Genomic DNA, 25714 nt, shown 5'->3' with positions numbered 1-25714 from the left:
TAGCGTTCGGGTTCCTGTGTTGATGGCGGTCATTCAGACGGCGGAGAAATTGCTGCCTGCGGGTCTGCGCGGCAAGGCCGAGCCGTTCGTGCGAACGCTCGCGAGCCTTACCGCCGGCAACGACCCCCGCACGCTCGCCCAGCGTATGGCGCTCGTCACCTTCGCCATTCGCGTCGCCAGCGCCGCCATCGCCTTCATCACCCAGATCGTCCTTGCCCGCGTGATGGGCGAGTTCGAATACGGCGTCTTCGTCTTCGCCTGGGCGCTCGTCGTGATCTGCGGCGACATGTCCTGTCTTGGCTTCCACACCACCGTCGTGCGCTTCCTGCCGGATTATGCGGGGCGCAACGCCCATGCTGAAATCCGCGGCCTCACCTCGACGGCGCGGATCTTCGCCATGCTGTCCTCCACGGCGCTGGCGATCCTCGGCTTCCTCGTGCTCTGGCTCTTCCACGAGAGCTTTGCCGGCTACTATGTCGTGCCGCTGTTCATTGGCCTTTTCTGCATGCCGATGATCGCACTTGGCGACGTGCTGGACAGCACCGCGCGGGCGCATAGCTGGGCGCTGGCGGCGCTGAGCCCGACCTATATCATCCGCCCGCTGCTGATCCTCGTCTTCATGGTGCTGGCCGTGCGGACGGGCGCGCCGCATACCGCGCTGACGGCGATGGTCGCGGCCCTCGCGGCGACCTATCTGACGACCGTCGTGCAGTTCTTCAACATCATCCGGCGGCTCGGCAGGCGCTATGTCGCGGGCCCCCGCAAGATCGAGATGTCGCTCTGGGTGAAGGCGGCGCTGCCGATCTTCCTCATCGAGGGCTTCGGCTTCCTGCTGACCAATTCCGACGTGATCATCGTCGGGCTCTTCCTCGACCCCGAGAGCGTGGCGATCTATTTCGCGGCGGCCAAGACGATGGCGCTGGTGCATTTCGTCTTCTTCTCGGTGAAGGCCGCCGCGGCGCCGCGCTTTTCGGCGCTGTTTTCCTCCGGCGACCGGCTGGCGCTGGCGCGCTTTGCCGGCGAGACGGTGCGTTGGAGCTTCTGGCCGTCGCTTGCCGTCGGGCTCGGCGTGCTGGCGCTCGGCCATTTCCTGCTGTCGCTCTTCGGCCCAGCCTTCACCGCCGGCCACAGCCTGATGGCGATCCTGCTTGCCGGCATCATGGCGAAAGCCCTCGTCGGCCCCGGTGAGGTATTGCTGACCATGTCGGGCGAGCAGCGGCTCTGCGTCGGCGTCTATGCCGTGGCCTTCGCGGCGAACATCGCCTTCAACGTCACGCTCATTCCGTTCTTCGGCGTCACGGGCGCCGCCATCGCCACGGCCGGCGCCATGGTCGTCGAGGCGGTGCTGCTGCATCTCGCCGTGCGCGGAAAGCTCTCGATCATTCTCTTCGCCTTCGCCGATCCGGTGCGGGCGAACCTTGCCAACGGGATGGACAACCATGACCGATAGCCACGGCCTCGACCATGCGATCGCGGCGGGCCGCGCCCAGGCCGTGATTCCGCCGGCGGCGCCGCTTGCGCAGCCGCCCGCAGACCAGCGCATTCCCGTCGGCCGCCCGGGCCGCTCGCTGTCGCTCTATCCGGCGACGGCCGGCTACGAGTTGCAGCAGGAACTCGACTTCCTGTCGAACCGCGTCATGGATCCGAACATCTTCTTTACCGGCCGTTTCCTCGCGCCGGCCATGCCGCGGCTGGAGGACCGTACGGTGCGCCTCTCCGTCATCCGCGACGAGAGCGAGGGGCGCAGCCGCATGCGCTTCCTCATGCCCTTCTCGGTCGAGAAGCCGGGCTTTTCCATCGGCACCAGCATCCTGCGCGCCTGGTCGAACCCGTTCGGCCCGCTCGGCACGCCGCTGGTCGATGCCGAGGATGCCGCCGAAACGCTGGACAACCTGCTGGAAGCCCTTGCGGGGCCGGCCACCGGCCTGCCGCCGGTGCTCGTCCTGCCGGACCTTCGCCTCAACGGTCCCTTCGCGCAGCTGATGCGCGCCGTCGCCATCAGCCGGAACCTGCCGCTCACCGTGACCGACACCTATCGCCGGCCGATGCTGGAAAGCCTGCTCGACGGCCAGACCTATCTTCAAAAGGCGATCTCGCAGCAGCATTTCCGCGAATTGCGCCGGCAGTGGCGCAAGCTCGATCGCCTCGGCGCACTCAGCTACAATGTCGCACGCCAGCCCGCCGATATCCGCCTTCGCATGGAGGAGTTCCTGCTTTTGGAGGCGGGCGGCTGGAAGGGCCGCGGCCGCACGGCGATGATCAACGACCGCTACCGCGCCGCCTTCGCCCGCGAGGCGATCACCAACCTCGCCGAGACGGACGGCGTGCGCATCCACACGCTCGACCTCGACGGCCGCGCCATCGCCTCCATGATCGTCTTCCTCACCGGCGGCGAGGCCTATACATGGAAGACGGCCTATAACGAGGACTATGCCCGCTATTCGCCCGGCAAGCTGCTTCTTGCAGAGCTGACCGAATGGCATCTCGACGACGCCAATATCGCGCGCTCGGATTCCTGCGCCATCCCCGACCATCCGGTGATGAGCCGCTTCTGGGAGGAGCGTGAGGACATGGGCACGCTCATCATCGGCCTGCAGCAGAACCGCGACCGCGACGTGCGACAGGTGGCGACGCAGCTTCACCTCTACCGTAATACCCGCAATGTCGCGCGGCTGCTGCGGGACAAGATTCGCTCGCTCGCCAGGCGCTAGGGCATTTCCGGCCGAAGCGGCGTCGCTCCGGCGTTAGCCAATGCGGTTAAACTAGGCGGCGCGGGCCGCCTCTTCCGCCGCCTGCTTGCGCAGGAGATGGCGGATGACCTTGCCTGAGGTCGTGAGCGGCAGGGAATCGACGAAATCCACCTCGCGCGGATATTCGTGCATGGAAAGCCGAGACTTGACCCATTCGCGGATATCGGCGGCAAGGGCCGGCGATGGCGTCTCGCCGGGGCGCAGCACCACATAGGCCTTGACGATCTCGGTGCGCACCGGATCCGGCTTGCCGACGGCGGCGGCGAGCTGCACGGCGGGGTGGCCGGCAAGGCAATCCTCGATCTCGCTCGGGCCGATCCGGTAGCCGGAGGAGGTGATGACGTCGTCGTCGCGGCCGAAGAAGGTGACGTAGCCTTCCTCGTCCATGCGGCCGAGGTCGCCGGTCATCAGCCAGTCGCCGACGAATTTCTCCGCCGTCGCCCTGTCGTTCCGCCAGTAGCCGAGGAACATCACGGGATCGGGCCGTTTCACGGCGACCTGGCCGACGGTGCCGCGCGGCAGCTCCCGGCCCTCGGCGTCGATGATCGCGACGACATGGCCCGGCACCGGCTTGCCGATCGGCCCCGGGCGCGACACGCCGAGCTTGCCGATCGAGCCGAGCACGATGTTGCACTCCGTCTGGCCGTAGAATTCGTTGATGGTGATGCCGAGCGTGTCGCGCACCCATTCCCAGGTCTCGCGGCCGAGGGATTCGCCGGCCGAGCCGATGGTGCGCAGGTTGAGCCGGTATTTTTCGCGGGGATTGGCGACCGTCTTCATCAGCCGTAGCGCCGTCGGCGGAATGAAGGCGTTGCGCACGTCCATGTCCTGCATGATGCGATAGGCCATGTCGGGATCGAATTTCTGGCCCGGCGAGGAGACGACCGGCACGCCGAGCAGCAGCGCCGGCAGGAGAACGTTGAGAAGCCCGCCCGCCCAGGCCCAGTCGGACGGGGTCCAGATGCGGTCGCCGGGCTGCGGCAGGAATTCGTGGTGCATCTGGAAGCCGGGCACATGGCCGAGCAACACGCGATGGCCGTGCAGCGCGCCCTTCGGCGGGCCCGTCGTGCCGGACGTATAGATCATCATGGCCGGATCGTCGGGGCCGCTGTCGACGGAGGCGAAGGGGCCGGCGTGCCGGGCAAGAAGGTCGTGGAAGTTCTTCGTGGCGGCATCGTCGGCCGCCTCGGTCGCGATGACGATGACGATGTCGAGCGTCGGCAAGTCCTGCCGGATGGGCTTCAGGCGTTCGAGGCCGAAGCGGTTGGTGACGATGGCCTTCGCCTCGGCATTCTTCAGCCGGAAGGAAAGGGCGTCCGCGCCGAAGAGCAGGGCCAGCGGCAGGGCGATGGCGCCGAGCTTGTAGATCGCGACATGGGCGATCACCGTCTCGAAGCTCTGTGGCAGCAGGATCGCCACCCGATCGCCCCTGCCGACGCCTTCCGCCTGCAGCGCCGCGGCGAAGGCGTCCGAGCGGGCGGCAAGTTCGCCATAGGTCATGGAGAGTGGCAGGGCGTCGGGCAGGAAATGCTGGAGACAGACGCGGTGCGGCTCGCGCGCCGCCCAGGCATCGGAAACGGCGGTGCCGATGTTGAAGCGTTCGGGGATCTGCCAGCGGAAATCCCGGTACAGGGCGTCGTAGGTCGATCTTTCGGCAAGCATCCGGTGTCTCTCCAGTTTGCTGCATTGCAACTAGCATTCCGGAGGGCCGCACCGCAATGGCGGCTTTCGAAGGTCAGAGCCAGGAGAGGCGGTTGTCGACCTCGGTGACGTCCTTGATCGCGGCGGCCACGGCCACCGCGCGGTCGGCCTCCTCCGGGGAGGTGACGCTGCCGGAAAGCAGGATCCGCGTGCCCTTGCAGGTCACGGTGATGTCCGAGGCATCGACATCGCCGGCGAGCGAAAGCGCATCCGCTACCGCCGTCTCCAGCCAGGCGGGATGCGGACCGTCGAAATGCTCGGGCAACTCGCCCTTGAAGGTGCCTTCCTTGAAAACCATGATGCGCTCCTATGGCAGGCTTTGCAGGGAAACGTGGACCGGGCGAATTTGTTCGCGCAGCCTGCGCGATCCTGCCCGCATTCGGATCATAGTGGAAGTCCCTGAAACGGATGAGACCCAAGAGCGTGCACATCGCTCTCGGGTCCCCCTCACAACCGCATCCGGGGGTGTCTGCGGCTGCCGACATTAAATGCGGCTTCGCAAAATTTGTTCCCGCTAAAGAACAAATTTTCGGAGCGACGGCTGGCAGCGCCCTTTCGATGCGATGCGGCCACGATCGTCTCGCCTGCTATCTCCGCACACACCGTCCAACATGTATCGGACGCGGTTGAGCACATGCCGATCGCGCCGTGCCTGCGTGAGAGGAAAAGCCGGAATCAATACCAGCGGAATACCGTCAAACTCCGCTCATCAAAGATTCCGGGCCCAGGCGCCAAGATAGCGACGCATGCAGTACAGCAGTGTCGCCCGTTCCTCGTTCTCACGAATATCGATGATGCGCCCGAAGACGATGCGGTGGGTGGCCTCGTCCACAGCATTGGTGAATTCGCATTCGAAGCTGACCGAGGCATTGGCCAGGACCGGGATACCCGTGAGGCCCTCTCCCCATTCGCCAAGCGCAAATCGGTCCCTTACCGGCGTCTTGCCACCGAAGGCGTCAGAGATGTCTTCCTGGCCCGGCATCAACGTGTTGACGCAGAAATGGCGCGCGCTTTCGAAGGCATGAAAACACGAACTCGCACGATTGATGCAGACGAGAAGCGTTGCCGGCGTATCGCTGACGCTGCAGACCGCGGAGGCCGTAAACCCGTAGCGCTCGCCGCCGGATCGCGTGGTGACGATGCTGACCGCCGAGCCGAGGCGCGACATGCCGCTGCGAAACGCGGCCTTGTCCACAATGTCGAAGCGGTGGTCCACCATGCCCATGTCGGCCTCTCAGGTGCGTTCGGAACGCGCGCAACCAAGGCGGTCGCGCTGCGTCCACTGTTCGTATGCGATACGCCCCGGCACGCCCGAGAATTGCGCACCCCGGTGGCCGAGAAATCGTCCAGACTAGACGGAGAGCTCTCTTCGGACGATGTCTGCACCGGCACTCAAGGCCTGCAGCTTGCCCCTTGCCACGCGGCGGGACAGCGGCGCCATGCCGCAATTGGTGCAAGGGCAAAGCTTATCGGCATCCACGAACTGAAGGGCCTTTCGCAGAGTGGCGGCAACTTCCTCCGGGGTCTCGATGGTATTGCTCGCCACGTCGATGGCCCCGACCATCACCTTCTTGCCTCGGATCAGCTCGATCAGATCCATCGGAACATGAGAGTTGTGGCATTCCAGGGAGATCATGCCGATGCTGGATTTCTGCAGCTTGGGGAACGATTCCTCATATTGTCGCCACTGCGACCCCAGCGTCTTTTTCCAGTCCGTATTGGCCTTGATGCCGTAACCGTAGCAGATATGCACGGCGGTTTCGCATTTCAGGCCTTCGATTGCCTTTTCCAGGGTGGCGACACCCCACTCATTCACCTCGTCGAAGAAGACATTGAATGCGGGCTCATCGAACTGGATGATATCGACGCCGGCAGCCTCCAGTTCCCTGGCTTCCTGGTTGAGAATCTTGGCGAATTCCCAGGCCAGCTTCTCGCGGCTTTTATAGTGGTCGTCAAAAAGTGTATCGATCATGGTCATCGGGCCCGGCAGCGCCCACTTGATCGGCTGCTTCGTCTGCTGGCGCAGGAACCTGGCGTCTTCAACGAAAACCGGCTTCTGGCGCGATACGGCGCCGACGACCGTCGGGACACTCGCATCGTAGCGATCGCGAATGCGCACGGTCTCGCGTTTTTCGAAATCGACGCCGTCGAGGTGCTCGATGAATGTCGTCACGAAATGCTGGCGCGTTTGCTCGCCATCACTGACGATATCGATCCCGGCCTGTCGCTGGTCGTCCAGAGACAAGCGCAGGGCGTCCTGCTTGCCCTCCGTCAGTTGCTCGTCCTGCAATTTCCAGGGGGACCAGAGCGTCTCGGGCTGCGCGAGCCAGGAGGGCTTCGGCAAGCTGCCGGCGGTGGAAGTGGGCAACAGTTTTTTCATGGCAGGCGACCTTGTATTTTCCGTTCGTCAAAGAACGCAGTTGGCAGACCACTGCTCGAGAATGGTCTTGTATGGCTTGATGAAATGCTCTTCGGCGAACTTTCCCTGCTCGACAGCCAGCCGGCTGCGCTCTTCCCGGTCATAGACAATGCGCGTCAATGAATAATCCGAGTGCTTCAGGTTCGGCTGGTAGCAGGTGCCCGCGGCGGAATTGGCGTTGTAGATCTCGGGCCGGTAGATCTTCTGAAACGTCTCCATCGTGCTGATGGTGCTGATAAGCTCGAGATTGGTGTAATCGCCAAGCAGGTCGCCGAGAAAATAGAACGCCAGCGGCGCAACGCTGTTCGGCGGCATGAAATAGCGAACCTGCAGGCCCATTTTCTTGAAATACTGGTCGGTCGGGGAGAACTCGTTCTGATGATACTCGACACCCAGTATGGGGTGATGATTGTCAGTCCGATGATAGGTCTTGCTGCTGGAAGCGCTCAGGCAGATGATCGGCGGCTTATGGAAATTCTCTTTGTAGGCCTCTGAATTCAGGAAGCCCTTGAACAGGTTTCCATGCAGCTCGCCGAAATTCTCCGGCGTGCTGAATTCAGGGCGGTTCCTGTTGTGCTCCGGCAGCAAGACGCTGAAGTCGTAATCCCGCACGTAAGAAGAGAAATTATTCCCCACAACGCCCTGAATGCGCTCGTTCGTCTTTCGATCGACGATGTTCGTTTTCAATATCTCGATCAACGGGAAGGCTTCGTTTCTGCCCCCCGCGTCGATGTTCATCTCGACGGAAATGATTTCGAGTTCGACGGAATACCGGTCGCCGTTAGGGTTATCCCAATGCGCCAGGGCGTTGAAACGATTGTCGATCATCCGCAAGGCATTGCGCAGGTTTTCCTGGCGACTTTCCCCTCGGGCCAAATTGGCAAAATTGGTCGTGATCCGTGTATTTTCCGACGGAAGGTAATCCTCATCGAAGGGAATACTCTTTATAATAAATGTAAAATCGTTTCTCATCGCGATCGTATCCTGATTTCCGAGAAAAACCCTGCATCTGCTTTCCGATAATCAGGGCTTCCAATTTTCTTTTCCGGTTTTCTCAGTCAGCAGTCTTCGTACTCTCTGGAGCTAACGGCGGTGCGTGCTATGTACCTGACGAAAGCATTGGCAAAAAATGGTTTTATCTCATTGAAGCATGAGACATGCTCATGGTTCTGCACAACGCTCCCGCGGCCACGGAACGCCGTGGACATGAGCCGCCGCTTCAAGAAGGCAGGCTTCAGCGCGACGGGCATCTCCGGCACATTCCCGTGACAGGTGCCTTGACCCCCTCGGCGTCATGCGACATTGGTTCGCTATCGTGGTTCTGCGGGCGAAAGTCCGGAGCTAAGAGGGAATCTCGGTGAGGGACATGGCCCGAATCCGAAGCTGCCCCCGCAACTGTAAGCGGCGAGCGAAAGTCCATTCATGTCACTGAGGCGTTCCTCGGGAAGACGGACGGAAGCAACGACCCGCAAGCCAGGAGACCTGCCGCGATAGATAACGTCCACGGGCGGGGTGTCCCGGAGTGCCGCTTTCGCGTCGGTACTCCCGTGCCGTCGTCTCTGCGTCATGTCCATGCCCTGCCGCAACCCGATGGCAGCGCCGATGACAGAGACCACGACGACAGGAAAGCCCGCCCGGAACGGCCCGACAACCCGTCTTGTCGACATCGTCTTTCCCGGAGATACCAACCATCACGGCACCCTTTTCGGGGGAACCGGCCTTGCCCTCATGGACCGCGTCGCCTTCATCGCGGCGACCCGCTTCGGGCGGGCGCCCTTCGTGACCGCCTCCTGCGAGCGCATCGATTTCAAGCAGCCAGCACGCATCGGGCACATCGTGGAATTCACAGCGATACCCATCAAGGCGGGGCGCCGTTCCCTGACCGTCGAGGTCGAAATGGCGGCAGAGACTATTGTCGGCCGCAAGCGGCGGCACACCTGCACGCGTGGCATCTTCCACATGGTCGCCATACCCGAAGGCGAGGATGCGGCGCGCTATGCCTTGCCCGAACTCCTTCCTGCGGAGGAACCGGAACCGAGCGAGGCCATCGCCATGGTCGATATCGTCTTCCCGGATCAGGCAAACAGCGTCGGCCGCATGTTCGGGGGCGAGGCAATCGCCTACATGACCAAGGCCGCTTTCGTCGCCGCATCGCGCCATTCCGGCAAGCTGGTGGTGCTGGCATCATCCGAGCGCATCGACTTCGCAAGGGCAATCGAGATCGGTGAAATCGTCGAGGCGGAGGCACGTGTCGAGCGCGTCGGTCGCAGCTCCATGTCCATCGAGACAAAACTCTGGTCCGAAAACCTTCTGACGGGCGAGCGGCACGTTACCGCCACCGGGCATTTCAGCATGGTGGCGGTTGACCAGGACCACCGGCCGGTTCCAGTCCACGACGGGGTCGTCGCCCTCGAGCAAGGGAGGGCATGAGCATGCTGGACAGACAACATCTGTCGATCCTGCGGGAAGTCGACCGCATGGGCAGCCTGACGGCGGCGGCGGAACGGCTGAATGTGACCCAGTCCGCGCTCAGCCACACGATCCGAAAGCTCGAAGAGCGCTATGGCGTGGCCGTGTGGGAAAAGGACGGCCGCAATCTTCGCCTCACCGAGGCCGGCCGCTACATCGTCAGACTGGCGCAACGCGTCCTGCCCCAGATGGAGAGGGCCGAAGACGTCTTGTCCGACTATCGCCAGGGACAGCGGGGCTCGCTCAAAATCGGCATGGAATGCCATCCCTGCCACCAATGGCTGATGGGGGTCACGAAACCCTACCTGGTGGACTGGCCGGACGTCGACCTGGAGCTGACGACATCATTTGCCTTCGGCGGGGTTGCGGCGCTGGCAGGATACGAGATCGATATCCTGATCACCCCGGACCCGATCGAGGCGCCGGGCATCCACTATCTGCCGGTGTTCGACTACGAACTCATACTCGCCGTACCGACGGATCACCCGCTTGCGCTCAAGGATCACGCCGAACCTGCGGATCTGCTGGAGGAAACACTCTTCACCTATCCGGTGCCGCCGGAGCGGCTGGATGTGTTCACGCAATTCCTGGTTCCCGCCAACTGCCGTCCGCGACACCACCGGAATGTCGAGACCACGGAGATGATGCTTCAGCTCGTCGCCGCAGGCCGCGGCGTCAGCGCAATTCCAAGCTGGCTCGTTCGCCAGGAGGCAGCCAAACTCGGCGTACGCCCAGTCCGGATCGGGAAGATCGGAATAGCCAAGAGCATTCATCTCGGCCTGAGAAGCGGCGACGAGGCCGTCGATTTCATCTCCGGGTTCCTAGCGACATCGCGGCGGACATCAGCTTGACGGTATCATCGTCTACCTTGCCGTAGCGACGCCGCCATCGCATCTGGATTGAAGCCAGCTATTTGTGACTAGCAATCGAAATGAGCTGGCTTCCGTCCCATTGATGGGGGAAGATTTCTCTTCTGCCATTTAAGGCTGTCAGTTGGCGCACAGTGGGAAGTGTAGTCAGCGCTAGGCAAGGTTAATACCCAAAGTGGCTTTAGATGCTGATTTTGGGGCGCAAAATGAATCGCGTGCGGATTTATCGTGGGGTCGCAATGAAATGCCTCCCGCTCCTTGGGGCGTTTTTCCCATTGCTGATGTCTGATGCTCTCGCTGACGATGCTGCACTTCAAGCATCTCAGGCCAGCGTTCGATCAAGTGCTCGATATGATTGGAGCGGATTCTATATCGGGTTGAATGCCGGCTATAGTCGGAGCAAGGCTGCGACCAGGAACGACGACGCGTCCTTTGACCCAAACAACCATGAGTACTTCATTTATGACCCGCGAGGTGCCGGGATCGGAGCTTATGCGGGGTATAATTTCCAGTTCAGCAACAACATCGTAGCTGGCGTCGAAGTCAATGGCGCGTACAGCTTTGCGGATTCGGACAATGTTCCCCACCGCACCAATTCCGGCAGTGTTGATCCCAATTTCGTCGGCTACAGCAAACTGAAAAATCAAGGCTCGGCGCTTGTGCGAATGGGCTACGCCTTCGACGCTTTTCTTCCATATGTCACCGCCGGTGTGGCAGTTTCCAACTTTGAAGACGGTTGGACGCATATCGCGGGAAATACCTATAGCAAGTCCCAGACGAGAGTAGGCTGGGCTGCGGGACTGGGCGTGGAATACGGCTTGTCCCCAAGCTGGGTGATGCGCGCAGACTACCTTTACGCCGATTACGGCAAGACCCGCGATCTCGACTTCTCGGATGATCAGGGAAACTCATGGTATGCGGGGACAAAGGACAGTTTGACCGTTGGGACATTCAAGTTGGGTGTAGCTTACAAGTTCTGAGAAGAACGCTTTCCGAGCGGAAGCCTCCATCGGAACGGGTCCATGCAGCCTGCCACGGGACAGTTGCTCGCCGTCGGCCCCTGAGGGGCGCTATTTCCTGAAATTGCCTGGTGATTTTATAAATTGGTGCCCCATGCCAGCATTGAATGCTTGTCCGGCTAGGTACAATTTTGCTCAATAATGGCGTGGATCGGCTGATTTTCCTACGTTTTCTTGTGAGGTCGCGTCCACTGTAGTACGCCTTTGTTCACTTGAAGCGAAAAGCGAAAGGGGGATCAAAAGGGGGATCAAATTGACGAGGGCACTGAACAAGCTTTCAGCGCTTGCCGTAAAGAATGCCGGTCCCGGTAAACTATCCGATGGCGGCGGTCTCTGGCTTTACAAGCGAGACGAGGGACCGGGCCAGTGGGTCCTCCGTTATACGATGCATAGCCGACGCCGGGAAATGGGGCTGGGCTCCGTTCAGGACGTATCTTTGAAGGACGCCCGAGAGGCCGCGGACAGATGGCGTTCTGCCGTTGCCAAAGGCCTCGATCCGATCAACGAACGCGAGCGAGAGCGCCGGCAGGCTGAAAAGCGTCTTCACTTGCTGGAGGATGTCGCCAAGGACGCCTTCGAGAGCCGCAAGGCTGAACTCAAGAACGATGGGAAATCCGGCCGCTGGTTCAGTCCGCTGGAAATCCACGTTCTGCCGAAACTCGGAAAGAAGCCCGTCGGAGAGATCGACCAGATCGATATCCGCGATACCCTGTTGCCGATTTGGCATTCGAAGGCCGAGACGGCGCGAAAGGCTCTGAACCGCCTTGCCATCTGCCTGCGTCATGCAGCCGCTTTGGGGCATGAGGTGGATCTGCAGGCGACCGAGAAGGCGAGGGCGCTGCTGGGGCAGCAGAGGCATAAGGCGGAGAACATCCCGGCGCTTCCTTGGGCAGACGTTCCGGCTTTCTATGCCTCCCTCTCCGACGGCACGACGACACACCTAGCCTTGCGGCTTTTGATCCTGACGGGAGTTCGCTCGGCGCCTCTGCGTTTTCTCCGGCTTGAGCAGATCGAGGGCGACGTCTGGACGATCCCCGGCGAAAAGCAGAAGGGGCGCAAAGACAAAACAACCGATTTCCGGGTTCCCCTCGTGCCGGAAGCGCTATCGCTCATCGAGCAGGCGAAGCCGCTCGCTCGCGACGGCTATCTTTTTCCAAGCATCAGGAAGGGCGTAATTTCGGATGCCACCATGGCGCGGTTGATGGAACGCCGCGAGATGGCGGCTTGCCCACACGGCTTTCGTTCCAGCCTGCGCGATTGGATCGCTGAGACGACGAATACACCTTATGAGATCGCGGAGGCGACGTTGGGGCATACCGTGGGCGGCAAGGTGGAACGCGCATACAGGCGCACCGACTATCTTGAGCAGCGGCGAAGCCTTTTGGAGCTATGGGCGGCTCACGTAACTAAGCCGCGCCAAGGATCGGTGGTGGTTCCTTGATTCATCGAGATGGGATGTCGTCGGGACGGCTGCCATGGTACGAGGCCGTCGAACAATGTAACGAGATACCCCGATGCTTCCCTGGATCCAACTTGATCGCGCGACCATTCCCGGCGAGGCCGGTGATCTCCGCCTGAAACAGCGCGGTAGCGAATTCTCCATCATGCTCGGCTCGACAGAGCTCATGAACAGCCGGTTGAGCGGCTCGGAAGAGGCGTTGGCGACCTTGAGCTGCGAGCGCATCGTTGGCCGGAAGAACCCCAACATGCTTATTGGTGGCCTTGGCATGGGATTTACGTTGCGGGCCGCTTTGGCTGCGCTGCCACACGATGCCCACGTCGTTGTCGCCGAGCTCGTCCCGGCTGTGGTCGAATGGGGGCGTGGACCTTTGGCGGAACTCCATAACGGTGCGCTCGACGATCCGCGTGTCGATATTCATCTCGGTGACGTCGGCGCCCTCATCCGATCGAAGACGGCCGCATATGATGCGATCCTGCTTGATGTCGACAACGGCCCCGATGGGCTGACGCGCGCTTCCAACGATGGTCTATATAGCCATGACGGTCTTAGAGCCGCCAAGTCTGCACTGCGCCCAAACGGTGTGTTGGCAGTTTGGTCCTCTGCGCCGGATCGGGCGTTCACACGTCGATTGCGCGAGGTCGGGTTTGCCACGGACGAGGTGAGCGTGCGCGCCAGCAACAGGAACAGTGGCGCGCGCCATGTCTTGTGGATGGCGATGAGGCATTGACGGCATTCTATGAATGATGATCAGGACAAATGGGAGTTGCCGCAGGCCGCCTAACAACTGGAGAACTCGGCCAGCACCGACCTGCTTTCCGAACACATAAATTCTGCTCCCCGCCGATCTTGGCAATTTCCTCGAACAGATCATCTGCAATCTTCGCGGAGGCATTGTCCGCGTCGACGAGAACGGCAAGCCGGCATGAACGGAGTTCAGACGGCATGAAGCCTCCTGTCAAAGGAATCGGCAATAAATATATCGACCCGTGACGGAAGGTCGATAGTTTGGCTTGGCGAGGAGACACGAGCGCTGCTCGACATGCCGTAGGGAAAGAGGCACAACTGGATAGCTACCAAAGGAATCAATAATGGCATCAACTTCCCGAAGACCGGCCAATCCAAAGGACGCCGCCGAGGCTTTGTTCAAGCCTACGAAGAAAGCGACGGCCCCGGCAGTCGAGCGTCCAGCTATTCCGAACGCCAAGGAACTTGTATCGCTGAAAATCGATAGCGACGTGCTGGCGCATTTTCAGGCGGACGGGCCTGGATGGCAGGATCGCATCAACGATATCCTGCGGGCCGCTATGAAACAATTGCCCTGATTTTCCTTACATGGTTCGATGATCGCGGATGGTTCGGCATTGGCAAGAGTTTGAGGCGACCGAGCGCTGAGACCACGATCATAGATCGCCGGACCCCATTGTCATCTTTCACAGGCTTCGGGTGCCACCCGAAAACCCACCGTTCGTCAGGGGCACGACGGACGGCAATGGGGCCTTATCCAGACCTTCTGGCTTCAGATCGGCCCGGCAAGTAGCTGCCGTTCAGTAACCGACCTTATAGTCGAAACTGTGGTGTTTCTATTTCGCCAAACGCGGACATTCGAGTCAAAGCCAATCCAGATGTCCGCAAGGAGCGAAACATTTTCGGAACATGCAGTGACCTAAGAAGAAAGCATCAAGGTACCGGAAAGCAGGCGCACAAGCGCGCCGTAATGATGCGTACCGGTTTTCGCATAGATGGCCTTGAGATGCGTCTTGACGGTATTTGCGCTAGTTCCGACGAGTTCATCGATATCTTTTGGTGCGACCCCATTTGCGACGTGGCGGGCGACCCTCGCTTCGCCCGGGGTTAGGTCAAACAGGCCGCGAAGCAGCGACGAATCCGGTACGGCTAATGACGAAACAATACTAACCGCGAGAATGCAGAGGCCTCCGGGGATCAGATCGCGCCCATTGTTTCGCACGGGAATAACGTGAACAACACACGCATCCTGCTCCTCGTTGGCCGGAACCGGGATCGACATGACTTGCCTTTCCGCCAGCGATTCGGAGAGCGATTTCAATGCTCTCATCAGTAACTGATCACTCTCGGGATGGCGAAGCATCACACGGTCACGCCGATCAAGAATAAGGGAAGGGACAAGCGGGTGCATAAGACCATTTGCTGCCAGCATTCTCCCTTGGAAATTGATCACGCAACTGGGCAACCCAAAGGCACCCAAGCCCTCTGCAACCTGAATGGCCGCTGTAGTCTTCAGCCTTGCGGTCATACTCAGCGCACGAGCAAGATGAGGGCGGATGCCGTCAAGCCAAACGACTACTTCTCGAGGGACCGGTCCGTCAACGTATGCTCCGTCCAGACTTACTGCCAGCGCGTCACCATCCGCCGTCATCAAGTGCGTGCCAACTGACCATCCCAATCCCATTGGATAAAGAAAATCTCGATAGAGCGGCTCCGCCGCAAGCTCATGTGTTTCAAAGACGTCGAGGTCCGTGAGAAAGCCACTGTGATTTAGCCGGTCGGCACGTTCCCGCCGGGTATTAAATCTGTCCCATCCTTCGTCCACAAAACGCTGGAAGTAAGCCGCTGAATTCGGATTAGTAATGAATTTCGTGTCCGGTCCAGACTGTGTGAAGATTACACCACCAAGCGTGCCGGCGTTTCTACTCAGCGCTGTGACGACATCCTCCCATTTTTCGGGGATCAATGCTGCTTCATAAATGGCGTCAATCACACCGGTAGAATCCCGCGGATTCATGCCCTTCCCCGATATTTTCTTCTAGTGCTTGCCGATCGCTGAAGCGAGTAAATTTGGCAATAAACAACGTACTGGAGAGCCTTCTCCGCACTCCCCAAGAAATATTTCATATATTTCTTAAATAATCAAAATAATTTCTTAAAATTTACATATCCACCAATCTGATCGTATTTATAGATATCGATATTGCTCTCGCGCCATTCATAAAAGACACTCACCTCGGGCCGGATACCGTTCCATTCGACAACCTCACTCGAAAGCGTAAGCTCCGGGCGAACCGTTACATCCTTGCGCTTGGCGCCCCAGAGCGGGTTTGTTTGTGTGAAACTGGTCTGTTTCCAACTTATCTTTGGCACAAGCTGCACGCTAGCGATGTCGATGTTGAAACCGACCTCTGCCTTGGTAGAGAAATAGTGGTAGAAGTCGTTTCGGCTGTCGAGCGTTTCGGCCGAGAGCCGGCTGAAGACCGTCGCATTGGGGCTGAAGGTCCAGTCCCCAAAGACATAGCCACGATAAAACGGTCCGGACACGTCCTTGTTCTCAGAAAACATGTAGCCAACCTGACCACCCAGTCCGACGCCGGCACGATCCGATAGCCGGAAGCGCTTCCAGCTCTCCACGTTCGGCAGGACATAGGAGCCGTCCTTGACGACTTCGCTCTCCAACGCGGCCTGCAGGAAAAGGCCGGGCACCGCGGGAACCTGCTTGGCCACGGCAACCTGAACCGTGCCACTTCTGAGCGTGTCCTCCTTGAAAAGCCGTGCCGAAGCGTTGAATTTCGTCAGATAGCCGTTGTTCCAAAGCTTCTCGGCGGAGAACCACGGCTCGATCCCATACGAGACCTTCTTCTGGGCCGGCGGTTGATACTCCAACGGGATGCCATTGAAATAGACTGTCCCACCTTCGCCCACCTTTGACGGGTTGCTGTCGGTAACCATTCGCGCGCCGTAACGAATACGCAGCACGCGCAGTTCCGCCTCCTCGATGAAGGGCAGGATATTCCGCTTCACAATCTGGGGCGTTTCCGGCTCCAGATAAATCTGCCGAAAAATGTCGAGTGCTTCAGAGTATGCGCCTGATCGCATGAGAAGGCGCGCCAACTCAAGCCGGATGCGCGGGGCATTTGTTTGATTTTTGAGGTGGTTGAGACGCTTAATGGCGCTCGCGCTATGCCCTTTCGAGGCCTCGAACATCGCTCGTTTGAATTCGACATCTACTTCCGCCTGTGTGGCGGCAAATGCGTTCGCCGCCACACAGGTAAGCAAGAGCGCCGAAATGGTGCTCGTGTACTTCATTATCGCTTGGCGCCGTAACCGCCCGTCAGCACCGCGCCACCTGGGGAACCATCATTCAGAACAAAAGCACCGCCGACTTCTTCGGCTCCCGAACCGTAGAAGCGGCCATCAACTGTGCCCGACATTCCCCCCGTGGTACCGACAGTTCCGGAGAAGGAGCGCCCCACGACATCCATGCCAGTGGCAGACATATTCAAACCGTTGTTTGAACCGCCATTCTCAAGCTTGGAGCTCGACGTCGTGAAATCTGCCTTTGCGGTAGCAAAATTAACATTCAGCTGGGCGTCGGCGCTCATCACGTCATAGTTGGTGCCATCGTAGTAAATGCCGCCAGCAGTACCTGTGAAGGTTTCAGTCGAGCTGAGGTTAAGAGCATCCAACTCCGCTTGGGTCGTTTCCTTGCCAACGCTGAAGCCGCCCATATGGGCATCCGGCGAAAAGTTAGTGTCCACCCAGGCACCATAAGTCTGGTATTCGAACCCGTTATCGTCCGGTGACCCAACGACGACGGTGCGCTTTCCGTTGTTGGTTGTGGCAATTAACAACTTCCCATCAGTCGAATAATCGGCCGTCGAGTTGTTTGCGTTCCAAACGCTTTCCTGGGGATCATTAGCGGTCTTCAAGGATACAGACGTAATTTCCCGGTTCCCGTCCACAGTAACATAAGCCGTTACCGGCGACGAAGTCTGAGTGCTCAGATCTTCATCTCCCTGATTGGTCGTCTCAAGTCCATTCCCCTCGAACTTGGTACGATTCTTCGGATTCGTGGAAATCGCGGAGAACGATTGGAAATCAAGCGTTTTTGCGCCGGGTCCGCCAGATCCGCCTCCACATCCCACTAATGCCAGTGGCGCTACAAAACAGCTGAGTAGCGCGATTTTACGGTAAGAATACATCCCTGCTCCTATCGGTACCGTTTTCAACCTGAGTACCCAAATAGAAGTTGTATTTTTCCGCGATGCCTCACCTGATCGGGTGAGGCGACTTATTTATTTGCACAAGGAAAACTTAATGGAGCGGAATGCGAGTACCAAAAGCCCCTTGATGGCTAGCAACAAGGTATACCCGCGCGTGACCGCTTCGGCGTTACACCCGCCGCCGTCACATCTGGGTTGACGTCGGCTATTTGTGACAGGGTAGCCTCGGGCCTAAAGGTCGAGGTTACACACATGGCTCGAATTGGCTACGCACGCGTCAGCACAGGCGATCAGGATTTAGAAGGGCAGCTTGACCGGCTTCGGGCCGAGGGCTGCGAAATCATTCGGTCAGAAAAAATGTCGGGCGCAAGCCGCGAAGGCCGTAACGAGCTCTCGACAGTCTTAGAATTCCTTCGCCATGGAGACGAACTGGTTGTAACACGCTTGGATCGCCTTGGCCGCGACACGCGCGACGTTCTGAGCATCGTGCACGAGTGTCAGGAGCGAGGCGCATTCGTGACGGTGCTCGATCCTCATGTGTCCACCCGAGGGGAGATGGGGCACATCATTCTGACGGTCCTTGGCATGGTCGCCCAAATGGAGCGCCGCTTCATAAAGGAGCGGCAAAAGGAGGGGATTGAGCGAGCCAAGTCTGCGGGCGTCTACAAAGGCGGTCGTCAGCGTATTGATTACACGCTAATCCGTGACCTAGACCGTCATGGTCTGGGTGTCACGGCAATCGCAGAGCGCGCTTCGTGCTCGCGTATGCAGGTGTATCGGATTTTGAGTGCCCACAGAGTAACCGGAAATTCCACGTGACGCCGTCCGATTGCAATCTTCGAGCCATATAGACCCATTAATTTCGAACAGCTCCGATGTTCGACAAGGTATATCCTTATGGAAAAATTCCCATCCCCTTTAGGTCCTTCGGAGATGGCGAAAGTTGTTTAAAAAGATTATCTGCAGAGATGAGCGACGTTTAGAGGTCGTCAGACCGAAAGTACCCATGGGGAAAAAGGTCGCACGAAGGATGCTAAATACCCTCTCGTAAGAAATCTCCAGTTCTATATTCCTTTCCTATTTGTCTTCTTGGCCTTCTTATCATATGAATAAAGCCAGACATCAATTTCTTGCGGTGTCCGATTGGTAATAATGGCCGCTGACTGAACAATTTTATTGTAAGCAATCCAATGCCTTACCTTCAGGCCACCGATCATCTTTTCCTACACCTGTCCATGGCTTAGCCGTGCGATACTTCTCCATGATCGCACATCAATCACCGGCCACTTATGAGGCAGCGTCCACGCGAGTATGCAAGAGGCGGTTGGAAGGTGTACACCATCAAGTCCTAGTAGAATTCGAACGGAAAACTCTGGATCATTTGCACTAAGAGCCATTTTTGTGAATTGACGAACAGCTTCTTCCGTATTGGAAGCCAGAGCATCTTTCGTCTTATTCGAGAGTTTCTCACCGTTTTTCACGAACGCTACCCGTTTCAGGTCGCCGGATGTTAGGTATCCCCTTTCTGCAACGCCTTGTTCTACAAAGTCGGCAATCAATGTTTCCAGACTGCTGCTGGAGGCGTATTCAATAGGTAGTGCAGGCTCATCAATCATTCGGGCACTAATTTCAGCAGATAACTTGGCAACCATCGTATCAGACATGCGTAAATTCCTCTGATTTTCGCTGATCTACCGATATGCTGACTTCGGCAAGGCGCGATATGACATCCGGGGTTTTCCTGCGGAGGAGAGCAGGATCAATCTTCGGACAAGTGACCTTCGGATTGGTGTGACTTTTAAGTTCTAAGTCCGGGTAAGCTTGCTCGCATCCTCATATTGTTAACGAAACTTTGGCGCATCTGTATACGATAGTTGTGTCGCGCGTTATTACAATCCCTATGCGTGCAATATTTCATCCTTCATTAATCGGAATTGATGACTGTTAGGTCTTCTGTACCGTTAAGGTTGTCGGATCTCGCTATTCCGAGGAGGAAAAAATGAATGAGATGCCCAGACTTAAACAGGTAAGGGCCGGGGGCCAGTCACGAGAACGTGCGGCGCCTACTGCATTGGAAGTGTTTGCCTTCCAGGCATCACTTTTGAAGGACATGCACAGTCAGGCAGCGGAGGTTGACTGGTTTCTCGCTCACCTTCTCGACATGGCGCGAACCCACGTCCTTGATCTGCAAACCGGTGTGAAGCAGGCTCAAAAGCACCGTGGCCGATAATGCGGTTACCTATCTACTCGCAGGTTTTCTTGCGGGCGAGGCCGGCAGATTCATCGTTTGCCGCAAGCTTTTCTGAGCGCTCAAGCGCATCGACATTCTCAAGATGCGTCTTGAGCGCTTCGAGCGATTCACGGGGGGTATCCCCTTCGAGAGCGCTAACTCGGGCCACGCCGAGATCAAGCCTCACTTGGGCGTCCTTCTTGGTGCGATGGGGCATGAAGCCAGCCTCCGTTGAGCAGCTTACGTTGCGTTAGGATAGCCGCCCTGACAATTGTTGATTGTTAATGGTTGGTTTTTGCAGGGTGTGGAGACGACAAGCCCAAAGGCTTCGCGGCGGGATCAAGGTGGTCCTGTATGATCTCGATTAAGGCCTCTTTTGCTTCAGCAGCAGGTTTTCCGGCCCTCATCATTCGCTCGGCTGTTTCTCGCATTTTCAGCCAGAGTGCGCTGTCGGCGTTGTCGTTTGATTTTTGCATCCCAGCGTCCTCTTCATCCCAAGGCGACTGTAGCATGAGTTGTATATTCGTAAACGGTAAAGAGATGACATCGCGAGGAATTATTCAGCGGTGAAATAGACACTCCATGCCAAGATGGCCGCCGCAATATTCATGCTGCCAGCAAGGAGCATCGCTCATATTGTGGGACGAGATAAAGCGAGGATCGCCGATATGATTCTTGCAGCGGATACAGCGTAGAAAAGCGTCATCGCGGCATTTTCCTAACGATCCACCTGTTGTTGTCCCTTGTTACCGTATCCCACGCATCAAAGCACGTGCGGAGGCCGCCTACACCACTGAGGGCGATTGCCGAAGGTAGCACCTGCGTTTGCCAAGTGGGACATTAGAGTCTCACCGTCCGGCGCCAGAGATTACCACATTCAATCGCGCAATAGCTTGGGGTGCCAACCTCTGCTGAAACCATGGCTCATAGCCCGCCTCGCTAGGTCGAGTTGCCAACGTAGATAAGCGCAATCGGCAAGAAGTGTGGCTATAGCAGCGCGGGCGTCACCGTTATGCCATGCCAGCGTATCGTCGATCTCGCTTGGGTTCTCATATTGTCTTTCGAGCGGGCGCACGTCGTTACTCTCCTGTGAGATACCACAGTCGGGGGGAAAGTCGGATTAAAGTGAGCGGCAGGCATCGCCGGTTTGTTCCTAATATGTTCTGTTTTGCGGTGGAGTCAACTCACCCTTCGCGGAATCTACATCGCGCTAGGGAGGGCTGTATCGCTTCCACGCCTCCAGCAGTGGCGTGAGCATGGCTCCTCAGAACAAAGCCAGCATTCACTCGTTTCTGGAGCCACTGCGTGGACTTGTGCTGGTCTGGACCAAGCACGGTACCCAGCACTTCATTCATCGGTTGAGTTGGATTGGTTCTGCGGACCTGACGTGGACCACCAGCCGTGCTCGATGGTGTCCAGTATGCGAGCCAAAAGCTTCGGACCCAACGATACGCACCTCTTGATCAGCCAGCCGCTCCAGCTCGACAGCGGTCTGCGGGTCGTCCGAATAGACGTGTATCGTGCTGATCTCCTCATTTGAGGAAAGAAACTCGTCTCCGGAAGCACAGATAGGCTGGGTCAAGCCCAACAGAAAAGCGGTCTCGGCCTTGTCGCCGGCGTCGATGGATTCGTAGTTTGGCGGCCCTGGAAATACGCTTTGCGTCAACCGACCGGAGAAAACCAGCTGAGCTTGGTCGCGAACATCTAAACACGCTGCGGCAGACGCGGCCGCCCCGGCTTTTGCCGTTGCCCCACCCTTCGAATGACAATCAACGAACTGCGTAAACGCCTTACGAGCGGAAGAAACGTCGATCGCATACTTGGCCTTGCCGATCACCGAGATGTTGAGCGTGGTACCCTGCATCAGCTCTTCGATAAAATTCGGCGAAGGAACATCAAATGCAAAGAAGCCGAAATAGTCGCTACGTTCGCCTCTAAGGGGGTACGCCTTGTTGGCGTCTACCTGCCAAACAGCATTCGCAGATTGGACATCTAGGCCCTCGATATAGGCGATCTTCTCCAAGCCGGGTGTGGCCATGAAACCGATCTGGAGATTATCCCTCTTCACCTCGACGACGCACACGTTACCCCAGTCTTCCTCGTGGTGCGTGAGCGGCCTGATGTGGTACTCCCGGCTGAGAGCTCTGTGTCGTCCGATTTCTCGTCGGCCGCTCCATGCTCTGTTCCTAAAGGCATCGCGGCGTTTAGGTTAGTCGATGTGTTTTGGTCCATGGCGAACGGGGACGTCGCGCTGCTTTCAACAGAGCTAAAGATGCGGTGTCCGAACTTGTTTAGCTCAGTGCGACATTCCAGAAAGGCCCGGCTGAGCGCCGGATATGCAGACGGTGATGTGGCTGGTACGATCCAGTCAGGTTCGTTTCCCTTGAACCGAAAGGTCGCTTGGTGAGGGAAAACGCCCGCTTGTCCTCCGCCAAACACCATGAAGAGCATAACAATCGGCTCTTCCGGTTGGAACACCAACTGAGCAAACAAGTCCTGGGCCGTGGCTGCCTTAAACGGTATCGGGGGCATACTCCTGTCCGAGTACCGGTGGCGCCATTGTTATAACGCTCACCTCAGTCGAGGCTCCGGCGGGCATGCGCGGGCTCTTCTTGAGTTGCAAACCCAGTTCGTACGCTTCACAGATGTTTGCTCGCACACGCTTGCGGTGTGCCTTATCTGCGGCTGCGTAGTCGGCGCGAAGCATGTTTATGGCTTCGACAGTGGACAATGCGGCCTCGTTAGTTTTCGGATTATCCGATTTCTTAGCCATCGTTCTGGCCTCCGCACGGACGTATTCCGGCAGCCTTCACGAAGGGGCGGGACGTGAAAGTCCCGCGAAGGTTCAGCTTCAGCTTAGACATCGCCACCTGCCTTGCTTTCGAGGCCATTGATCAGGTTAGCGATTTCGGAAGCCCGCCAAACACGGGTACGTGCACCGAGGCGAATGCCCTCGGAAATAAGGCCACGATTCACCATTTGGTAGAAAGTGGAACGGCAAATGGGAAGCATGCCGTCCGGCTTGACGATCTGCCGCACGCGCAGCAGTCGGAGAGTTTCATTGATGCCTGTGTCATAGTGTGTCCCGTTGTTGCTGGGACCCCCTATTCACAACAAAAATGGGCCTGATGCCACAACATCTGGATCGGCAAAAAAACGTCAAATTGGTGTTATTTCTCGGACTTTTGAGAGGGCATGGCCTTTAGCGCGCTTTGAACGGTATCTATCACTGCATTGGGTTTTACGGTGCACACTACCCGAAAAATAAGTTTTGCGCCGAGGCCGACAAAATCGTGGACGGATTTGCGCTCCGGATGGCGCTTAAGCTCCTCCTTCGATGGCGCTATAGCAAAAGAGCGTGCAAGATTACAATTCAGTCGCCATTCTAAATTGTCGAATAGTGCCAATGCCAATGTGGATACTGGCGTTCGTTTGCTTCCGCGCAGTTCATAACGCCTCTTCCAGTTTAGTGACGTTATTCTACTTCTTCTGATCGATGGGCGAACGATCTTTGTGAGATTGGCATAGCCGTAATTCTCAAGATGATTGGAGATAATTGCTAGTTTCTTTTTTTGGAATTCTACCAAGCAATTTATCTATTTTCATAAGAATATTATAGTATTCTTTCCATTCTTCGGCATCAACTTTTCGTATTGAATCTGAATATCCAAGTTCTCGATCTATACATTCATGCAGGCTGTCGCTCATGCCCATTTGAATTTGGTTTAAGAAAAACTCAAAATTTCTTTGTGCTCGTTCGATCTCACGAGAAAAATGCTTAGGGTTTTCCCCAAAACACGCCAGAGTAATGGCGATCATGTGAGCAACGGTGTCTTCAAAGGATCGGCCCTCGCGGAGCTCCCACTCCCGGACACGTTCAGCGCGAAGGGCCTTCTCTGATTTTGGTTTTTTCAGTTGAACTCGGACAGATGTAATAGGCTTCTGATCGGACAAGTTGCTACCTGCTAAAGCGTTTGATTCATGTCCGTATTCCAGAATGGATATTGGAAATACGGTGAGTCGACGCGGGTTGCTCGATGGTTCGTCACTCCCTTGTAGGGAAGTGCGCGGCTTCGAGAAAGTGCGCAGGTAGCACATTGTCAATGGGGGATAAAAAGGGGATGGCGCCCTCAGTCAGAGTGCTATCTTCTTGAAATTATTGCGCTTTTCTAAGAAATATGGTGCCCCATGCCGGAATCGAACCAGCACTCCTTTCGGAACTCGATTTTGAGCGGCCCAAAGGACGATATTCTAAACACCGCCGATTGCAAGTAAAAGCGCGAAAACCTACTACGATCAATGATTTAGCTTGACCATCGTAGGCTTCAAACTTCTCCATACTTGCCGGCAATAGCCGGGAATCGTGCTCCTAGACACCCTCGCGCGACTCCTACGACTAACGTGTTTGGAGACCTCTGATGGCCAAAATCAAACTCACCAAGACGGCTGTGGACGCCGCGCGCCCGAAGGAGCGCGAATACGAACTCCGCGATACGATCGTACCGGGCTTCATGCTGAAAGTCACACCGTTCGGCGGCAAGATCTTCATGCTCGCCTACGTGACCAATTCCGGCGTCCGCCGGAAGCCCGCGCTAGGTCGATTCGGAGAACTCACCGTCGATCAGGCCCGCAACCTGGCACAGGACTGGCTCGCGGAGGTTCGTTATGGACGCGACCCGTGCGCGGAGAAGACAGCCGCGCGCGCAGCACCGACCATGAAGGAGCTGTGCACCAAGTTCATCGAGGAGCACTCGAAGCTTCACAACAAGCCCTCCACCGTCGCGACGAACGAACTGAACATCAAGAACCACATCCTTCCGCGCCTGGGCCGCTACAAGGCTCATGAAGTCACCCGCGCCCACATCTCGGAATTGATGACCGGCATGGCCGACCGGCCGGTGAACGCCAATCGAACGCTCGCTGCCCTTCGGAAGATGTTCAACCTCGCCGAACTGTGGGGATATCGGCCAGACGGCTCCAATCCGTGCAGGCACGTCCAGAAATTCGCGGAGAACGGATCGACCCGGTTCATCACCGACGAGGAGATGCGCAAGCTCTTCGCCTATCTCGACCGCTCGGACCGGGAGGGCCTGGAGCATCCCTTCATCACCCTCGCCATCCGGCTCCAGTTCGAGCTGGCGGCGCGCAAGTCCGAGGTGCTTACGCTCGAATGGGCCTGGATCGACCTCGAACGCCGGCGCGTGACCTGGCCTGACAGCAAGACGGGAGGAATGACGAAGCCTCTCAGCGACGAGGCTCACCGGCTGCTCAGCAAGGCTCCGCGCTTCGAGACGTCGCCCTATGTGTGCCCGTCGATCTTCGATCCCTCGAAGCCGATGACGGACAATACCTATCAACACGGATGGCGGCGCATCCTTGCCCGAGCGGGCGTCCCCCATGTCGGTACGCACGGCATCCGCCATCGCGCCGCAACCGATATCGCGAACTCGGGCGTGCCATTGAAGGTCGGTATGGCGCTCACGGCGCATAAGACCGTCACCATGTTCATGCGCTACGTTCACAACGAGGAAGACCCGGTGCGCATGGCTGCGGATGCGGTCGCCGCGCGCAGGCGCATCGTCGTCGGCGCCGAAGCCCCGGTCGCTGAGGAACCGTCGACAGAGGTCGAGATCGAGGTCGGCGCCGCGCTGGAAACAGCGGACGTTGCCGAGCCCGCGTCGCCGCCTCCCGGCCTGGAAGACGGCAAGTATTCGTCGCGCACCAAGGTCGGAAACTATCGGCCATTCCGCCATCGCAACGGGGCCAATCGCGCCACCCCGCCCGGCGCCCGACATGATGAAAACAGGGAGGCAACGCGATGA

Annotated in this window: 26 protein-coding genes, 1 pseudogene and 1 riboswitch; of the genes and pseudogenes, 11 read left to right on the top strand and 16 right to left on the bottom strand. The window is 58.0% G+C overall.

What is annotated here, in order from left to right:
* The first annotated feature begins 22 nt into the window (after positions 1-22).
* Together ShzoTeo12_RS14655 and ShzoTeo12_RS14650 are read left to right on the top strand one after the other, a co-directional pair.
* Complete coding sequence (locus ShzoTeo12_RS14655; protein ID WP_318910150.1) at positions 23-1450, top strand: oligosaccharide flippase family protein; 1428 nt, start codon at positions 23-25, stop codon at positions 1448-1450.
* Positions 1440-2711 (top strand): GNAT family N-acetyltransferase, encoded by a 1272-nt coding sequence (locus ShzoTeo12_RS14650; protein ID WP_119258960.1) that lies wholly within the window; start codon positions 1440-1442, stop codon positions 2709-2711. The genes ShzoTeo12_RS14655 and ShzoTeo12_RS14650 overlap by 11 nt, the downstream gene beginning before the upstream one ends.
* 51 nt (positions 2712-2762) lie before the next feature.
* Here the strand turns inward: ShzoTeo12_RS14650 and ShzoTeo12_RS14645 are convergent, their stop codons facing one another.
* From ShzoTeo12_RS14645 to ShzoTeo12_RS14625, 5 genes are all read right to left on the bottom strand, one after another.
* Positions 2763-4412 carry an AMP-binding protein gene (locus tag ShzoTeo12_RS14645; protein WP_318910149.1) on the bottom strand — a complete coding sequence of 550 codons (1650 nt, stop codon included), beginning with the start codon at positions 4410-4412 and terminating at the stop codon, positions 2763-2765.
* Between the two features lie 73 nt (positions 4413-4485).
* On the bottom strand, positions 4486-4749 hold the full coding sequence (locus tag ShzoTeo12_RS14640) for a BON domain-containing protein (protein ID WP_318910148.1): 264 nt from the start codon (positions 4747-4749) through the stop codon (positions 4486-4488).
* Positions 4750-5160: 411 nt separating this feature from the next.
* Positions 5161-5676, bottom strand: coding sequence for a flavin reductase (locus ShzoTeo12_RS14635; protein WP_318910147.1), 516 nt, complete (start codon positions 5674-5676; stop codon positions 5161-5163).
* Positions 5677-5802: 126 nt separating this feature from the next.
* Positions 5803-6831 (bottom strand): methionine synthase, encoded by a 1029-nt coding sequence (locus tag ShzoTeo12_RS14630; protein ID WP_318910146.1) that lies wholly within the window; start codon positions 6829-6831, stop codon positions 5803-5805.
* 27 nt (positions 6832-6858) lie between these two features.
* The gene (locus tag ShzoTeo12_RS14625; protein ID WP_318910145.1) at positions 6859-7842 is read right to left on the bottom strand and encodes a DUF1852 domain-containing protein; all 984 of its coding nucleotides are present in this window, start codon (positions 7840-7842) and stop codon (positions 6859-6861) included.
* Positions 7843-8169: 327 nt separating this feature from the next.
* A riboswitch (cobalamin riboswitch) is annotated at positions 8170-8375 on the top strand.
* A gap of 97 nt (positions 8376-8472) precedes the next feature.
* Between ShzoTeo12_RS14625 and ShzoTeo12_RS14620 the strand changes: the two genes are divergently transcribed.
* From ShzoTeo12_RS14620 to ShzoTeo12_RS14600, 5 genes are all read left to right on the top strand, one after another.
* Positions 8473-9300, top strand: coding sequence for an acyl-CoA thioesterase (locus tag ShzoTeo12_RS14620; protein WP_318910144.1), 828 nt, complete (start codon positions 8473-8475; stop codon positions 9298-9300).
* 2 nt (positions 9301-9302) lie between these two features.
* Positions 9303-10190 carry a LysR family transcriptional regulator gene (locus ShzoTeo12_RS14615; RefSeq protein ID WP_318912460.1) on the top strand — a complete coding sequence of 296 codons (888 nt, stop codon included), beginning with the start codon at positions 9303-9305 and terminating at the stop codon, positions 10188-10190.
* Between the two features lie 203 nt (positions 10191-10393).
* The gene (locus ShzoTeo12_RS14610; protein ID WP_318910143.1) at positions 10394-11188 is read left to right on the top strand and encodes an outer membrane protein; all 795 of its coding nucleotides are present in this window, start codon (positions 10394-10396) and stop codon (positions 11186-11188) included.
* A gap of 292 nt (positions 11189-11480) precedes the next feature.
* Positions 11481-12668, top strand: coding sequence for a tyrosine-type recombinase/integrase (locus ShzoTeo12_RS14605; protein WP_318910142.1), 1188 nt, complete (start codon positions 11481-11483; stop codon positions 12666-12668).
* Between the two features lie 73 nt (positions 12669-12741).
* Positions 12742-13416 (top strand): hypothetical protein, encoded by a 675-nt coding sequence (locus ShzoTeo12_RS14600; RefSeq protein ID WP_318910141.1) that lies wholly within the window; start codon positions 12742-12744, stop codon positions 13414-13416.
* Between the two features lie 112 nt (positions 13417-13528).
* Here ShzoTeo12_RS14600 and ShzoTeo12_RS14595 read toward each other — a convergent pair.
* Positions 13529-13633: pseudogene (locus ShzoTeo12_RS14595) on the bottom strand (Maebl); the annotation flags it as partial.
* Positions 13634-13777: 144 nt separating this feature from the next.
* On the opposite strand from ShzoTeo12_RS14595, the gene ShzoTeo12_RS14590 reads away from it, so the two are divergent.
* Positions 13778-14011, top strand: coding sequence for a BrnA antitoxin family protein (locus ShzoTeo12_RS14590; RefSeq protein WP_119258948.1), 234 nt, complete (start codon positions 13778-13780; stop codon positions 14009-14011).
* Positions 14012-14352: 341 nt separating this feature from the next.
* On the opposite strand, the gene ShzoTeo12_RS14585 is transcribed toward ShzoTeo12_RS14590, so the two are convergent.
* The 3 genes from ShzoTeo12_RS14585 to ShzoTeo12_RS14575 form a co-directional block, all read right to left on the bottom strand.
* The gene (locus ShzoTeo12_RS14585; RefSeq protein ID WP_318910140.1) at positions 14353-15450 is read right to left on the bottom strand and encodes a helix-turn-helix transcriptional regulator; all 1098 of its coding nucleotides are present in this window, start codon (positions 15448-15450) and stop codon (positions 14353-14355) included.
* 125 nt (positions 15451-15575) lie between these two features.
* Complete coding sequence (locus tag ShzoTeo12_RS14580) at positions 15576-16745, bottom strand: tetratricopeptide repeat protein (protein ID WP_318910139.1); 1170 nt, start codon at positions 16743-16745, stop codon at positions 15576-15578.
* Positions 16745-17641, bottom strand: a complete 897-nt coding sequence (locus tag ShzoTeo12_RS14575) for a transferrin-binding protein-like solute binding protein (protein WP_162911543.1) — start codon at positions 17639-17641, stop codon at positions 16745-16747. Before ShzoTeo12_RS14575 ends, ShzoTeo12_RS14580 begins: the two co-directional genes overlap by 1 nt.
* A 273-nt stretch (positions 17642-17914) precedes the next feature.
* Here ShzoTeo12_RS14575 and ShzoTeo12_RS14570 point away from each other — a divergent pair, with 273 nt between their 5' ends.
* Entirely contained in the window at positions 17915-18481 is a 567-nt protein-coding gene (locus ShzoTeo12_RS14570) for a recombinase family protein (protein WP_318910138.1), read from the top strand.
* A gap of 404 nt (positions 18482-18885) precedes the next feature.
* On the opposite strand, the gene ShzoTeo12_RS14565 is transcribed toward ShzoTeo12_RS14570, so the two are convergent.
* Positions 18886-19326, bottom strand: a complete 441-nt coding sequence (locus tag ShzoTeo12_RS14565) for a hypothetical protein (RefSeq protein WP_318910137.1) — start codon at positions 19324-19326, stop codon at positions 18886-18888.
* A gap of 335 nt (positions 19327-19661) precedes the next feature.
* Here ShzoTeo12_RS14565 and ShzoTeo12_RS14560 point away from each other — a divergent pair, with 335 nt between their 5' ends.
* A complete protein-coding gene (locus ShzoTeo12_RS14560) occupies positions 19662-19892 on the top strand; it encodes a hypothetical protein (protein ID WP_318910136.1) in 231 nt (76 codons plus the stop codon).
* Positions 19893-19905: 13 nt separating this feature from the next.
* On the opposite strand, the gene ShzoTeo12_RS14555 is transcribed toward ShzoTeo12_RS14560, so the two are convergent.
* The 6 genes from ShzoTeo12_RS14555 to ShzoTeo12_RS14535 form a co-directional block, all read right to left on the bottom strand.
* Positions 19906-20109 carry a hypothetical protein gene (locus ShzoTeo12_RS14555; protein ID WP_119258942.1) on the bottom strand — a complete coding sequence of 68 codons (204 nt, stop codon included), beginning with the start codon at positions 20107-20109 and terminating at the stop codon, positions 19906-19908.
* Between the two features lie 64 nt (positions 20110-20173).
* On the bottom strand, positions 20174-20368 hold the full coding sequence (locus ShzoTeo12_RS14550) for a hypothetical protein (protein ID WP_162911541.1): 195 nt from the start codon (positions 20366-20368) through the stop codon (positions 20174-20176).
* 875 nt (positions 20369-21243) lie between these two features.
* A complete protein-coding gene (locus ShzoTeo12_RS14545; protein WP_318910135.1) occupies positions 21244-21975 on the bottom strand; it encodes a hypothetical protein in 732 nt (243 codons plus the stop codon).
* 429 nt (positions 21976-22404) lie between these two features.
* The gene (locus ShzoTeo12_RS14540; protein ID WP_318910134.1) at positions 22405-22665 is read right to left on the bottom strand and encodes a hypothetical protein; all 261 of its coding nucleotides are present in this window, start codon (positions 22663-22665) and stop codon (positions 22405-22407) included.
* Between the two features lie 83 nt (positions 22666-22748).
* Positions 22749-22904: a helix-turn-helix transcriptional regulator gene (locus tag ShzoTeo12_RS28265; RefSeq protein WP_413251152.1), complete on the bottom strand. Its 156-nt coding sequence runs from the start codon at positions 22902-22904 to the stop codon at positions 22749-22751.
* Between the two features lie 525 nt (positions 22905-23429).
* On the bottom strand, positions 23430-23846 hold the full coding sequence (locus ShzoTeo12_RS14535; protein ID WP_318910133.1) for a hypothetical protein: 417 nt from the start codon (positions 23844-23846) through the stop codon (positions 23430-23432).
* Positions 23847-24310: 464 nt separating this feature from the next.
* Between ShzoTeo12_RS14535 and ShzoTeo12_RS14530 the strand changes: the two genes are divergently transcribed.
* Positions 24311-25714, top strand: a complete 1404-nt coding sequence (locus ShzoTeo12_RS14530; RefSeq protein WP_003497302.1) for a tyrosine-type recombinase/integrase — start codon at positions 24311-24313, stop codon at positions 25712-25714.

The sequence above is a fragment of the Shinella zoogloeoides genome (genome assembly GCF_033705735.1).
Classification (GTDB): Bacteria; Pseudomonadota; Alphaproteobacteria; order Rhizobiales; family Rhizobiaceae; genus Shinella; species Shinella zoogloeoides_A.
The sequence above is the reverse complement of the archived record's forward strand: the minus strand, read 5'-3'. Positions and strand labels throughout refer to the sequence as shown.

What these genes read in the sequence shown, in the direction of transcription:
- ShzoTeo12_RS14530 (WP_003497302.1), top strand. Translation starts at nt 24,311, where the DNA reads ATGGCCAAAATCAAACTCACCAAGACGGCTGTGGACGCCGCGCGCCCG.
- ShzoTeo12_RS14615 (WP_318912460.1), top strand. Translation starts at nt 9,303, where the DNA reads ATGCTGGACAGACAACATCTGTCGATCCTGCGGGAAGTCGACCGCATG.
- ShzoTeo12_RS14575 (WP_162911543.1), bottom strand. Translation starts at nt 17,641, where the DNA reads ATGTATTCTTACCGTAAAATCGCGCTACTCAGCTGTTTTGTAGCGCCA.
- ShzoTeo12_RS14620 (WP_318910144.1), top strand. Translation starts at nt 8,473, where the DNA reads ATGACAGAGACCACGACGACAGGAAAGCCCGCCCGGAACGGCCCGACA.
- ShzoTeo12_RS28265 (WP_413251152.1), bottom strand. Translation starts at nt 22,904, where the DNA reads ATGCTTCCCATTTGCCGTTCCACTTTCTACCAAATGGTGAATCGTGGC.
- ShzoTeo12_RS14650 (WP_119258960.1), top strand. Translation starts at nt 1,440, where the DNA reads ATGACCGATAGCCACGGCCTCGACCATGCGATCGCGGCGGGCCGCGCC.
- ShzoTeo12_RS14540 (WP_318910134.1), bottom strand. Translation starts at nt 22,665, where the DNA reads ATGGCTAAGAAATCGGATAATCCGAAAACTAACGAGGCCGCATTGTCC.
- ShzoTeo12_RS14610 (WP_318910143.1), top strand. Translation starts at nt 10,394, where the DNA reads ATGCTGATTTTGGGGCGCAAAATGAATCGCGTGCGGATTTATCGTGGG.
- ShzoTeo12_RS14560 (WP_318910136.1), top strand. Translation starts at nt 19,662, where the DNA reads ATGAATGAGATGCCCAGACTTAAACAGGTAAGGGCCGGGGGCCAGTCA.
- ShzoTeo12_RS14630 (WP_318910146.1), bottom strand. Translation starts at nt 6,831, where the DNA reads ATGAAAAAACTGTTGCCCACTTCCACCGCCGGCAGCTTGCCGAAGCCC.
- ShzoTeo12_RS14565 (WP_318910137.1), bottom strand. Translation starts at nt 19,326, where the DNA reads ATGTCTGATACGATGGTTGCCAAGTTATCTGCTGAAATTAGTGCCCGA.
- ShzoTeo12_RS14590 (WP_119258948.1), top strand. Translation starts at nt 13,778, where the DNA reads ATGGCATCAACTTCCCGAAGACCGGCCAATCCAAAGGACGCCGCCGAG.
- ShzoTeo12_RS14585 (WP_318910140.1), bottom strand. Translation starts at nt 15,450, where the DNA reads ATGAATCCGCGGGATTCTACCGGTGTGATTGACGCCATTTATGAAGCA.
- ShzoTeo12_RS14625 (WP_318910145.1), bottom strand. Translation starts at nt 7,842, where the DNA reads ATGAGAAACGATTTTACATTTATTATAAAGAGTATTCCCTTCGATGAG.
- ShzoTeo12_RS14580 (WP_318910139.1), bottom strand. Translation starts at nt 16,745, where the DNA reads ATGAAGTACACGAGCACCATTTCGGCGCTCTTGCTTACCTGTGTGGCG.
- ShzoTeo12_RS14550 (WP_162911541.1), bottom strand. Translation starts at nt 20,368, where the DNA reads ATGCAAAAATCAAACGACAACGCCGACAGCGCACTCTGGCTGAAAATG.
- ShzoTeo12_RS14645 (WP_318910149.1), bottom strand. Translation starts at nt 4,412, where the DNA reads ATGCTTGCCGAAAGATCGACCTACGACGCCCTGTACCGGGATTTCCGC.
- ShzoTeo12_RS14635 (WP_318910147.1), bottom strand. Translation starts at nt 5,676, where the DNA reads ATGGGCATGGTGGACCACCGCTTCGACATTGTGGACAAGGCCGCGTTT.
- ShzoTeo12_RS14640 (WP_318910148.1), bottom strand. Translation starts at nt 4,749, where the DNA reads ATGGTTTTCAAGGAAGGCACCTTCAAGGGCGAGTTGCCCGAGCATTTC.
- ShzoTeo12_RS14655 (WP_318910150.1), top strand. Translation starts at nt 23, where the DNA reads ATGGCGGTCATTCAGACGGCGGAGAAATTGCTGCCTGCGGGTCTGCGC.
- ShzoTeo12_RS14600 (WP_318910141.1), top strand. Translation starts at nt 12,742, where the DNA reads ATGCTTCCCTGGATCCAACTTGATCGCGCGACCATTCCCGGCGAGGCC.
- ShzoTeo12_RS14570 (WP_318910138.1), top strand. Translation starts at nt 17,915, where the DNA reads ATGGCTCGAATTGGCTACGCACGCGTCAGCACAGGCGATCAGGATTTA.
- ShzoTeo12_RS14555 (WP_119258942.1), bottom strand. Translation starts at nt 20,109, where the DNA reads ATGCCCCATCGCACCAAGAAGGACGCCCAAGTGAGGCTTGATCTCGGC.